Origin of the sequence: Devosia sp. MC1541, from assembly GCF_012847305.1 — a bacterium.
Classification (GTDB): domain Bacteria; phylum Pseudomonadota; class Alphaproteobacteria; order Rhizobiales; family Devosiaceae; genus Devosia.
This window is the reverse complement of record NZ_JABBDZ010000030.1, coordinates 1-12888: the sequence shown is the minus strand read 5'-3', so window position 1 is coordinate 12888 and position 12888 is coordinate 1. Positions and strand designations below refer to the sequence as shown.

Below are 12888 nucleotides of genomic sequence, written 5' to 3'. Positions count from 1 at the left end.
GCCGATCGGGAACATCCCGCCCGCAGAGGCCGAGGTCAACTTCTACGCCGCTCTGGAAACTGACGCCATGGCCGCGTAACTAACCGAAATCAGCTTCCGGCAAACCCGGCGCGGTTCAGGCCGATGAAATGACGATACCCTGCCAAAATCATCGTTTCTCCTTGGAGGATTGCGAATTCGTAATTGCGACGCGCAAATTCTATCCTTCAATCAGGAATGTTGTCGTCGTTTCAGCTGCAATTGGCATGCTGACCTTTCTGGGGGGATGGGAACTTAAGTTAGAGTTGTGGGTGAATGTCCTAGCTGCCGTCGCTGCTACCGCTTTCTCTCTGTTAGCAGCTCCGTTCCTATTCCAATTTAGGTCCGGACAGTTGGCTACGGAAAACTATCTGCTTGGCAACATGACCAGCGTCATGGGCCATGTGAACTGGCTGTCCGTCGTCAGATGGTTTGGCTCAGATTGGCGCTTTGATTAGTGGAGAGAACTGCTCGTCGTTCGGTTCATTTTATGCGGCAAGCCTATGGTGCATCAAGCGTCGATGTTGGATTGTTTTGCGTTTGATGTTTTCACGCTTTTTGATGATGGCAGGTGCTCTGCCGAAGTAGGCGTCTGCGGGTGTCACATTTTGGAGGCTCTCGTGATAGCGCCTATGATTGTAGTGCTCAACGAAGGCCTCGACTTGGCTTTCGAGATCACCGGGCAGGAAGTAGTTTTCGAGTAGAATGCGGTTCTTCAGAGTCTGATGCCATCGCTCGATCTTACCCTGGGTCTGGGGATGAAGTGGCGCGCCTCGAACATGGTCCATGCCGTTGGCGGCGATATAGTCGGCCAGATCCTGGGCGATGTAGCTGGGGCCATTATCGCTCAGCAGGCGAGGTCTATGTCGGACACTGGCCTGATCGCACCCTGAAACGGCCAACGCCATGTCCAGCGTCTCGGTGACGTCCTGAGCCCGCATGGTCGTGCACAGTTTCCATGCGATGATATAGCGGGAATAGTCATCCAGCACCGTGGAAAGATACATCCAACCCCAGCCGATGATCTTGAAATAGGTAAAGTCGGTCTGCCACATCTGGTTGGGACGGCTGGTCTTGGTGTGGAACTCATTGGCCGCCTTGATCACCACATAGGCGGGGCTGGTGATCAGGTCATGGGCCTTGAGAAGCCGGTAAACGCTGGCTTCTGAGATAAAATAGTCTCTCTCATCGGTGAAGCGAACCGCAAGCTCCCTAGGGCTCAGATCAGGCTGCTCTAACGCCAGATCGACGATGTGCTGCTGGATTTGCTCAGGGATACGGTTCCAGACCCGGCTTGGCGCTGAGGATCGATCTTTCAACGCCTCAGGGCCACCATCGCAGTAACGATCGTACCAACGATAAAAGGTCCGTCGTGGGATGCCCAGTCGATCCAGCGTCTGTTTGGTTGGGAGATGAGACTGTTCAACCAGCCGGATAATCTCGAGCTTTTCGGAGGCGGGATATCTCATTCGATATCTTCCCCATCCGCGATCATGCTTTTTTTAAGCAAGCGGTTTTCTAGCGTTAGATCCGCAACGCATTCCTTGAGCGCGCTCGCCTCTCGGCGCAAATCCCGAACCTCATCACTGGTAGCGGCACGGGCTGTGTCACCAGCCAAACGCCGTTTGCCAGCTTCTAAGAACTCTTTCGACCAAGAGTAATAGACACTCTGGGCGATGCCTTCACGCCGGCACAGCTCAGTAATGCTGTCCTCGCCACGCAATCCGTCGAGCACAATCCGGATCTTGTCCTCGGCGGAAAAGTGTCGTCGCGTTGCGCGGCGAATGTCCTTCACCACCTGCTCTGCGGATTGCTTCGTCTTTGTTACTTTTGTTGTCATTCTGGGTCTTTCGTCACTCAGACGAGACCAGAACTCTCCTTAAATCGCAAACCCAATTCTGAGACACAGGTGCTGATGTCGAACAGGGACCTTTAACGCCACCCTTGCGATAGCCGCGCCACGGACGCGACTATCTGGGCACTGGCCGGAGGGTGATGGATAAGGTGTGCGTCCCCCCGTCCAGTCGTAGCTGGACGACCTTGCCTTGAGGGGCGAGTGCAACCCCATCGAGAACTGCGTTGGGTAAGCTATCTGCATCACCGCCGCGATTGTGCACGGTGATCTCATATTGCGTGCCAGCCACGGTCAGCTCGGCGGAAAAGCCAGGCCAATCAGCAGGAAGACAAGGGTTGATGATAAGCGTGTTGCCTTCGCGGCTGATGCCGAGAATGCCTTCGATACCGGCACGGTACATCCAACCGGCAGAACCCGTGTACCACGTCCAACCGCCTCGCCCCGTGTGCGGCGCCACCGAATAAACATCGGCTGCCAAGACATATGGTTCAACCTTGTAAAGGGCGACTGCTTCTGGGGTTAGCGCATGGTTTATGGGGTTCACCAGCGCGAAGAGATCGAACGCCTTTTTCCCCTGGCCCAGTTTGGCGAAGGCCAGAATGGCCCACATTGCGGCGTGGCTATATTGGCCACCGTTTTCGCGAAGTCCGGGCGGATATCCCTTGATATAGCCGGGATCGCGCGGCGTCAGGTCGAAGGGTGGAGTGAAAAGCAGCGCTAAGCCCAGGTCCGGACGGATGAGGTGTCGATCGAGGGAGCTCATAGCGACGCTGGCGCGAATGGGATCGCCGCCTCCCGACAGCACAGCCCAAGACTGGGCAATGGAGTCGATCCTGCATTCGTCGCTGGATTGCGACCCTAGCCAAAAGCCGTCATCGAAGGTTGCACGCCGATACCATGCCCCATCCCATGCTTCACGCTCGAGAGCGGCCTTGAGTTTGGTGCTGTGCAGTCGCCAGCGTTTGGCCCTTTTGGGATCGCGGATGTCGGCATACGGCATCAGGAGATCCAGAGCGCGAATAAGAAGCCAGCCGAGCCAGACGCTTTCGCCTCTTCCGTCTTCTCCGACGCGGTTCATCCCGTCGTTCCAATCGCCGGTGCCCATGAGTGGTAGGCCATGCTGACCGGTCAATTTGATCGCTAAATCTAGGCCGAGCGCGCAGTGTTCGAACAAGGATGCCGAACGCTCCGAGATCATAGGTTGGAAAAAGTTGTCGTGTTCGCCCTCGGCCAGTTTTGGGCCTTCGATAAAGGGAACAAGCTCATCGAAAATATCCGCATCGCCGGTCGAGATAGCATAGGTAGCGGCGGAGAATGCAAGCCAGACGCAGTCATCGGAAATGCGGGTGCGCACGCCTTGGCCAGAATGCGGTAGCCACCAATGCTGGACATCGCCATCAATGAATTGGCGGCCAGCAGCGCGCAATATGTGATGACGACTATCTTGCGGACGGACAAGCGAGAGCGCCATTCCATCTTGCAACTGGTCACGGAAACCATAGGCACCACTGGCCTGGTAGAAGGCCGAACGCGCGGTGATGCGACAGGCCAGCGTCTGGTACAGCAGCCAGCCATTGAGCATGATGTCCATCGCCCGGTCGGGCGTTCTCACCTGAACAGCCCCGAGAATGGAGTGCCAGTGTGCGGCAACCTCGGCCAAGACGCCATCGAGATCAGCGCTGCGATAGCGCTCGATCAGCTGCCGCGCCTCCTCTTCTGTTCCAGCTTGGCCGAGTAGGCAGACAATCTCGATGCTCTCTCCAACCGCAAGTTCGATGCTGGTTTGTAGCGCCGCGCAGGGGTCGTGGCCCGCGCCAGCTGTCCCGCTAAGGCCTGTCTGGCTCGAGAGGGCAGCGGCCGACGCCGTGCTGCCATTGCGTCCAAGGAATTCGGTGCGGTCTGCAGTGGAGGCCGTCTGGCGACCGCCCAGATCGGTAAATGCGACACGGCCACCAAAGGCGGTCGCCCATTTGTTGGTGGCAAAGATAGCGCCAGTCTCCGCATCGATTTTGGTCAGGAGGAAAGGCGCGGTCGCGCCGCGCTGAGTGCCGAGCACAAATTCAGTGTAGCTGGTGATCGACAGGCGTCGGACGCGCTGGGATCTGTTGGTCAAAGTCATGCGGGAAATCCGCACTGGATCGACAAGCGGAACATATGCGACGAGCTCGCTTTCGATGCCATAAGCCTGATGGCTAAAGCGGGAATAGCCGTAGCCGTGGCGAGCGAGATAGCGTCCCTTGTTTCTAATCGGCCGCGCGGTCGGGCTCCAAAGAGCACCGGACACTTCGTCCTTTATGTAGATCGCTTCGCCAACGGGATCGCTAACGGGATCGTTTGACCAAGGCGTGATCTGATTTTCACGGCTATTACCAGCCCAAGTGTAAAAGCTGCCTTCACTGGAAACTTGGAAGCCGAAACCCTCATTGGCGACGACGTTAATCCAAGGTGCAGGCGTCGTAGCGCCATTGTCGAGCGCGGTCACATATTCCGTTCCATTGTTAGCGAACCCGCCAAGACCGTTGAAAAATTCGAGGTCGTCGAGCAGAGCGACCGTCTCTGCTGAGGAGGCCTGCGCGGGCATGAAAGGCTTCACATTAAGCGGTGGAGTTTTGCTCGCCTTGTTTGCAATTTGGTCTGCGATGGATCCCATCCGCGCGAGGAACACCACACGCGCGCTCGCCTGGAGCAAATTGCGCGTTTCAAGCCCCAAAAGATCGGCACGCAGTAAGTAGACGTTACCCTGCGCGGGGGTGTTGTTATAGCGAGGTCTGGACTGGCTGGACCGTAGGGCCGCTTCGATGGCGTTTTGCAAGTCCTGGACATAGGAAGAGCCGCGCTCGTTGATGATAACAAGATCAACGGCCAACCGTTTAATCCGCCAATACTCGTGCGCCCGCAACATCTGGCGCAACTGAGGCATGTCTTCCAAGGCGTCAATGCGCAGCAACACAATTGGCAAATCGCCCGAGATGCCGTGCGGCCAAAGTCCCGATTGGGGGCCTGCCCCTGCCATAATTGCATCTGAAGAGGGTCGGAAAACCGGATCGGCATAGAGGATGGGTGCTGCGAGACGTTGGAAGTCAGCTGCCTCCTCCAGAGATACGTCGAGATGGTGTAGTTGTACTTGTGCCTGGGTCCAGGCGAGGGTTCTGGCCCGTTCGTAGGCGCTCCGGTCGTGGTGCTTGTCGATCAGTTCAAGCAATTCAACACGCGAGGACGCGACAACAGTCCAGAAGGCGATTTTCGCGACTTTGCCCGGCGGAATGCGCAGCTGTCGACGCAGTGCGAACACGGGGTCGAGCACAGGCCCTAAGGTGCCGGATAGCCCTTGGTTGTCGTGGATCGCCGCCGCATCACCCAGAGAGCGGTTGCGCCCCAGGAAACGGGAGCGGTCAGTTTCATATTGTGGGTCGGACAGCACTTCACCCTCAACCACGGCGAAATGAGCCGCCCAGATTTCAGGTTCACTCGGCGACCGTCGCCGCCGCGTCGCGACGAGAGCACCAAACTCGGACAGATATTCCGTTTGAACAAACATCTTGGCGAAGGCCGGGTGCGCATCGTCTGTGACCGCTGCGGCTAAGACAAGCTCGGCATAGGAGGTCACTTCTATGTCACGAGGGCGACGCCCGCTATTGGTGAAACAAACCAGCCGCACCTCGCTGTCGTCTTCGCCAGACACAAGGACGTCCATTTCAGTTGTCATTGTTTGGTCGTGGCGGCGAAATTGAGCGTGGTCCTCGCCAAATTCGACTGATGCCTCAGCACTGTCGTTCATCGGCTGCTGCGTCGCTGAGAAGACCAAGCCTGTACGTAGGTCTTTGCAAAACACGAAGGCGCCACAGTCATCGCGGGTCACATCTTCGCGCCAACGAGTGATGGCGATGTCTCGCCAGCGGCTGTAACCGCTACCGGAGGCAGTCAGCATCACGGTATAGCGGCCGTTGGACAGTAAATGCGTAATTGGGGCCCCATGATATGGCAGTGCAAGTTTGCGCACCACTGGGCTCATGTTTACCGACAGTTCGGAGGCTGCCTTGATTTCTTCAGCGCGTGGCCGGGCAATGGCAACGTCCCGTGGCACGCGCTCGGAGAGCAGAAGCTCGCTCGCCTTGATCATGGGTTCACGATGAAAGCGTGCGCGCATGATGCCATCGCTCAGCACATTGGCAATGGCAGTAATCGTCATCCCTTGGTGATGCGCCATGTAGCTTCGAACTATCGCCAAATCATCATCGTCCGGCAGTCGGGAACGCGTAAAATCAAGCGCTTCGTAGAAGCCATGAGTGCCACGTGCGCCCATGCGTTCAATGCGCCGGAAATTCTCGATTGCGGCTCGTGGGTCAACCATTGCAGCCAGACCCGTCGCATAGGGGGCAATGACCATATTGCTCGACAGGCCACGCTTAAGGCCGAGCCCCGGCACTCCAAAATTGGAATACTGATAGGTGAACTCGTAGTCGCGGACATTGTATGCCGACTCGGAAATGCCCCAGGGCACGTTGCGGGCGCGGCCATAGGCCTCCTGACGCGCGACGACCAGTCGATTGGTGGCGTCGAGGAGACTTTCCGCTGGCGCACGCATGACCAGCGAGGGCATCAGGTATTCGAACATAGACCCCGACCAGGAGATCAATGCCGAGCCATTGCCCAACGGCGTTGCCGTGCGCCCGAGCCGCAACCAGTGTCGGGTAGAGACATCACCCTTAGCGATTGCGAACAGGCTGGCAAGGCGGGCTTCTGACGCCAGAAGATCATAGCAATTCAGGTCTAGCCTATTGTCAGCAAGCGAAAATCCGATGGAAAGCAGTTTCCTGTCTGGATCGAGGAGAAAAGCGAAATCCATATCGAGAGCGATGCTGCGAGCGATAGTCTCCAGTGCGATCAGCCGGGCGTGGAACGCTTTAGGATCAGTCTGCAAAGCGCGCCGGTCGCGCGTGGCGTCAACAATGCGCCGATTGAACGCTGATACCCAATAGGCGAGATCACTAGGCGCTCCAATGTCAGTGACCGAGGATCGCAACGACACCAGCTTGAGCCCTTTTTCTGATAGCCGGAGCAGGGTTGGGAGCAGTGTATCGAAGGACTGTTGCGTCTCCAGCTGCGCTTGGATTTCGTCCAGTACGGAAGAAATTGTTGGGTCTGACGGGCTCGGTGATGATGCCAGCGCCTTCCGGGCGAGCACCACATTGTCCATAAGTCCCTGTCTCGTGTCTAAAGGCGCACTTTCGGCCCATTCGGCGCAGGCATTGGCAAGCGCAATGAGATGCCCGGCGAGATTGCCGCTGTCGACCGAAGAGACATAGGCCGGGTCAAGGACACGCAGATCGCGCGTGTCATACCAGTTGAAAAAATGCCCGTTGAAACGCCGCATCTGGCCGAGCGTCGCGAAGGTTTTCTCCAGCCGGTCGATGGTTTCGAGAGTACCGGTCCAGCCAAAATCGCGCGCAGCCACGGCGGACAGCAGGTAGAGCCCAATATTAGTGGGAGATGTGCGATGCGCGACGCTGGGCACCGGTGTTTCTTGGAAATTGTCCGGTGGCAGCATATTCTCCAGCGGCGTGACGTAGGTCTCAAAATACCGCCAAGTTTGCCGCGCGATCAGCCGTAAATATCTGGCATCACTCGAACCCAAGTCTCGATCTGGGCGTGTTGCCGGGGACCGGCTGGTCCAAAATGCGATGGCCGGTGCGGCAAGCCACAGCAACACCAAAGGCAGCGCTATCGGCAAAGAGGTGGGCGTAATCGCCATCGCTCCCGCGAACAGCAATATGGCCAGAGCTGTTCCTTTCGCCATGTCGCGATAAAACCCGAGCAACGTCAATCGCGCGCGCTGGCCCGCACTTGCCGCCGTTGTCCATTCGAGCAGGTGTTTACGTGAGACGGTCAGCCGGAACAGCGTGCGCACGATTGCATCGCCGTTGCGCCACGCTTGATCAGGAAGAAAGGCCAGGCCCAGTCCAACCTGCAGCGCTGCCAACTTGAAATCTCGTGCGAGGCCGAACAGATGCGAGCGCAGTTGTAACCCAGGACTGTGCGGCAAGATCGAGAAGAGAATTGGCACAAAGGCTGGAATGATCAGGGCCAAAAGGATTGCGGCACTCGCAATTGCATTCGCTGGCTCCGTCATCAGGCAGGCAAGGAACAAGGCAAATAACGCCGTCGGCGCAACCAGTGATCGCCTCAGGTTGTCCAGCATTTTCCAGCGCCCGATAGTGGGGAGCTTGCCATCCCTAACCAGCCAAGGCAGCAGTTGCCAGTCGCCGCGGGTCCAACGATGCTGTCGCCGCACAGCGACATCATAACGGGTCGGGAAATCGTCGACGACTTCGACGTCGGAGCTCAGGCCCGCTCTGGCATAAATGCCCTCGAACAGATCATGGCTAAGCATGGTGTTTTCCGGAATGCGTCGAGCCAACGCTGCCTCGAACCCATCGACGTCATAAATGCCCTTACCGGTGTAGGACCCCTCGCCAAAGAGATCTTGATACACATCCGAGACCGCCGCCGCATAAGGATCGATCCCCCCAGGCGCCGAAAACACCCGCTGGTACAATGAACTGTCTTGACCAATCGGCAACGACGTGGCGACGCGCGGCTGGATAATCGCGTAACCATCCACAACCCGGTCTCCACGAGCATTCAAGCGCGGCCTATTGAGCGGGTGAGCCATTTTACCGACAAGCCGCACAGTCGCTTCGCGAGGCAATTTGGTATCCGCGTCGAGGGTGATCACATAGCGGACATCCGCCGGCACGTGGGGCGTGCCGAAACTGGTGTCGCCTGCGCCGCGCAAAAGCCAGTTGAGTTCTGTGAGCTTGCCGCGCTTGCGCTCCCAGCCCATCCAAAGGCCCTCGCCCACGTTAAATCGCCTAGCGCGGTGGAGGAGCAAAAAGCGATCGCCAGCGGGACCCGGACCGTGACGCGTGTTCAAGGCAGAGATAGCCTGTTGGCCGATATCCAACAGCGCTTCATCGCCTTCAACAGCTTCAGTTTCTGCATCGAGACCGTCTGTCAGGAGGGCAAAACTGATGTCTCCACCAGCGCCAGACAGATAGTGAACTTCAAGCTGCTCGATGTCTTGGAGCAACTGGGCTTGGTCGATCAACATTGTGGGCACGACAACAAGTGTCCGCAATTCGCTCGGAATGCCAGCGGCGAGTTCCAAACCTGGAAGCCTTGCCGCACTAACGCCGACACTAACCGTGCGATTGACAACCGCTGCTGCAACTTCGCTCGCTGGCACAATTGCCAGAACTAAGAATGCAAAGAGCAGCATTGAAGGCACTGCGGAGGCCGACATTATCCAGCCGAGTGAGGCAACAAGCGCGAGTGTTACTGCAGAAATGGCAAAGACATAGCCGCCTATGCCCATCGTCCCCATCGTCCGGCCAAAGTGGAGCTGAGCATTCGGACGAAATCCGATAGCGCGTTCAAGCGCCCGGCGACCGTGATCAATCAGATGATATCCCGGATCGCCCAGCCGATCCGCTTCTGTCGGAGAGCCTGCTTGTTCGGCTGCATCTTTCGCGAGCGCCAAAGCGGCCTGAGCGATCTCGAGTTCGGTGAATGTCGAGCCTCGCGCCAATAGTTCGATTGCGCTGCGATAGAGATCGCGTGACGCGAAATCCATCTGAGCGAAGTCGCTACCATCAGACAGGCATGCATCGACGAGACTGACGCTTTCGACAAGCTCCCCCCAGTCGATATCGGAAATCAGCCGCATGCTGGTGATGATATTCCGAATAGTGACATTGGAAGCGCCCTGGCGCTGCTGGGCATGCTGCACAACTGTTTCAATCGTACTGCCTTGGCGTGCCAATTGATCTTCGAGCCAGCCAAGACTAGGCGTGGTCCTAGGATCGCGGTCACGCAAACGTTTGGCCAACTGCGCTGCGAACAACTCCGACAGCTCAGCACTCGGCATGCGGACCGCAGATGATCCTTTGGTGTCCTCGGCGAGCAGCGAGTCAGCCAAGGCATCCGCTTCCAGTCGAGCACTGCGTCCCACCGTGATCTGATCCGCAAGGCGCCGCAGGTTCTCGACCAGGACGATGCGCAATGTGATCGCGACAGCCCAGAGTTCACCAATCGTGAGTGGCTGGACCTGTTGATATGCCGCAATAAAGCGCGTCAGGGACGCGGGATCGAAGTGACTGTCTGTATGCGCGACGAAGGCCCACGTCAGGCCAAAAATGCGGGGATAGCCAGCAAAGGGGCCATCGGCTAATTTGGGAAGCTGGCGGTAGTAATTCGGCGGGAGATCATCATGGATTTCGCGGATTTGCTCGTCGACGAGATGGTAATTGTCCAGCAGCCACTCTGCGGCCGGTACTACGGCGCGGTCACTTTCGATCTCATGTGCGCTGCTGCGATAGGCGGCCAATAATACGGACGCGTTCTGTTTCAGCCGTCTATGCAAAGAGAAAACGGACGGCGGACGCGAAGTAATGCTTTGAGCTGCCGCCAGACTGCGAGCGTGCTGTTCCAGTCGCTCGATGCCGAATAATTCCTCGCGCACCGGCGCAGCGTCGTCCCACGGATTAGCGAATTTGTGCCTAGTCATACGCACGTCACCTCGAAAAAACGACCGCGCCCGGCGGAAAATGCGCCGGGGGTGAGAAGCTAGGCGTCAAGCAATTCCGCGCTGAAATGGTTTGCGGTGTTCCTACCGATCAGCGCTTAATTCAGTGCAGGCGAAATCCCTGCGGCTCCGAGCGCAAAAGCGAGGAGGAGCAGCATCGTCCAAACCCGGATCGTCTGGAGGAATCTTTATTCCCATGTGGCGTTCGAATTGCAGCGAGACGTTCGCAGCATTACCGTCACACTCGCTGCCCGGACAGAATTGTCGGGTTTACAAGTGGTCCTGCACAGATTTCGGGACGGCACTAAAAGCCAAATTGCTCCCTTTCTGATCAAACGCTCAGATGCGGAACATGGTTGCGGTCCTGTGCGGCATGGCGGCAGCAGAATGGAGGGCGCTCAGTCGTGCCGATCAGCGCGCTTGTGCGATTTTTCTCAATGGTTCACTTGATGCCAGTGGCTTATCAGTCGCCGCATCTTTAGCGCTTGCCTCGCTGGCGCGATGCTCCTGCCCCCAGCGGGCAAGCAAAGTGACCACTTCCTCCAGCTTTTTGCCGGATGGGGTGAGCTCATACTTGCCTATACTTCCCTCCGCGCCGGAGCGGGCAATAGCGCCGTTCAGTTCCAACTCGCGCAATTCGCGCGAGAGCATGCGGGGGGAGATGGTGGCCAAGAGGCGCTCAATATCGGCGAAGCCCTTGGTACCGCTCAGTAAAGTGCAAACGATTGCTAGCTTCCACTTGCCACTGACGACATTAAGTGCGTCGCGAATGGACAGAACAAAGGCCTTCTTGCACAGATCGTGCTCTTCAGGCTCAACCTCCATCTGATGCATAACGCGGGACATTTCGGTTCTCTAGCGAAGGGCCAAGACGACTATACAACTTGATAGTTCTTCCTAACGGCGAAGGTCCTACCCTCGGATCAGGTTCTGAGGAGTGTGTCATGATCCTTGTCAGCGGTGCAACCGGCCAGCTCGGTCAGTCTGTCGTAAATCATTTGTCCGTCGTCAGATGTTTTGGCTCAGATTTGCGCTTTAATTAGCGGAGAGCACTGCTCGTCGTTCGGTTGATGTTATGCGGCAAGCCTATGGTGCATCAAGCGTCGATGCTGGATTGTTTTGCGCTTGATGTTTTCACGCCTTTTGATGATGGCAGGTGCTCTGCCGAAGTAGGCATCTGCGGGTGTCACATTGTCGAGGCTTTCGTGATAGCGCTTATGATTGTAGTGCTCAACGAAGGCCTCGATCTGGCTTTCGAGGTCACCGGGCATGAAGTAGTTCTCGAGTAGAATGCGGTTCTTGAGCGTCTGGTGCCAGCGCTCGATCTTGCCCTGTGTCTGGGGATGAAGCGGCGCGCCTCGCACATGCTCCATGTCATTGGCTGCGATATAGTCGGCTAGATCCTGGGCGATGTAGCTGGGGCCATTGTCACTCAGCAAGCGCGGCCGGTGCCGCACATGCGCCTGATCACACCCTGAAGCTGCTAATGCCAAGTCCAGAGTGTCGGTGACATCCTGAGCCCGCATGGTCGTGCACAGTTTCCAGGCAATGATGTAGCGGGAGTAATCGTCCAGCACCGTGGAGAGATACATCCAGCCCCAGCCGATGATCTTGAAATAGGTAAAATCGGTCTGCCACATCTGGTTGGGACGGCTGGTCTTGGTGTGGAACTCATTGGCCGCCTTGATCACTACGTAAGCGGGGCTGGTGATGAGATCATGGGCCTTGAGAAGCCTGTAAACGCTGGCTTCTGAGATAAAATAGCCCCTCTCATCGGTGAAGCGAACCGCCAGTGCGCGCGGGCTCAGCTCGGAGTGCTCCAGAGCCATCTCGATGACTTGGTCTTGGATACCGGTCGGGATACGGTTCCAGACCCGGCTTGGTGCCGAGGATTGATCCTCCAGCGCCTCAGGGCCACCGTTCAAGTAGCGATCGTACCAACGATAAAAGGTTCGCCGCGGAATACCCAACCGGTCCAGCGTCTGTTTGGTGGGGAGATGCGATTGCTCAACCAGTCGGATAATCTCGAGCTTTTCTGAGGCTGGATATCTCATTCGATATCCTCCCCATCCCCGATCATGCTTTTTTTAAGCAGGCGGTTCTCGAGCGTCAGATCCGCAACGCATTCCTTGAGCGCGCTTGCTTCCCTGCGTAAATCCCGAACCTCATCATTGGTGGCGGCACGAGTTGTGTCACCAGCCAAACGTCGCTTGCCAGCTTCCATGAACTCCTTTGACCAAGAGTAATAGACGCTCTGGGCGATGCCTTCACGTCGGCACAGCTCAGCAATGCTGTCCTCGCCACGCAATCCGTCGAGCACGATCCGGATCTTGTCCTCGGCGGAAAAGTGTCGTCGTGTCGCGCGGCGAATGTCCTTCACAACCTGCTCTGCGGATGATTTCGTCTTCGTTGTTTTCGTCGTCATTCTGGG

General features: G+C 57.2%; 4 protein-coding genes. All 4 read right to left on the bottom strand.

Translation table 11 applies throughout. The features are described 5' to 3' along the window. Positions 1-506: 506 nt before the first annotated feature. Positions 507-1858 (bottom strand): IS3 family transposase gene (locus HKD40_RS17265; protein WP_169197014.1). Its coding sequence is split into 2 segments (ribosomal slippage): positions 507-1522 and positions 1522-1858, totalling 1353 coding nucleotides; the frame shifts between segments, so codons are not numbered across the junction. Positions 1859-1988: 130 nt separating this feature from the next. Further along, positions 1989-10439, bottom strand: coding sequence for a glucoamylase family protein (locus tag HKD40_RS17260; protein WP_169197013.1), 8451 nt, complete (start codon positions 10437-10439; stop codon positions 1989-1991). A 429-nt stretch (positions 10440-10868) separates the two neighbouring features. Then, positions 10869-11303: a helix-turn-helix domain-containing protein gene (locus tag HKD40_RS17255; RefSeq protein ID WP_210257155.1), complete on the bottom strand. Its 435-nt coding sequence runs from the start codon at positions 11301-11303 to the stop codon at positions 10869-10871. A gap of 227 nt (positions 11304-11530) precedes the next feature. Next, a protein-coding gene (locus HKD40_RS17250) for an IS3 family transposase (RefSeq protein ID WP_169197012.1) occupies positions 11531-12882 on the bottom strand; the annotation gives its coding sequence in 2 pieces (ribosomal slippage) (positions 11531-12546 and positions 12546-12882; 1353 coding nt in all). Positions 12883-12888: the final 6 nt, after the last annotated feature.

Bases quoted from the DNA above. Each gene is read 5' to 3' on its own strand.
- HKD40_RS17260 (WP_169197013.1), bottom strand. From the start codon at position 10,439: ATGACTAGGCACAAATTCGCTAATCCGTGGGACGACGCTGCGCCGGTG.
- HKD40_RS17255 (WP_210257155.1), bottom strand. From the start codon at position 11,303: ATGTCCCGCGTTATGCATCAGATGGAGGTTGAGCCTGAAGAGCACGAT.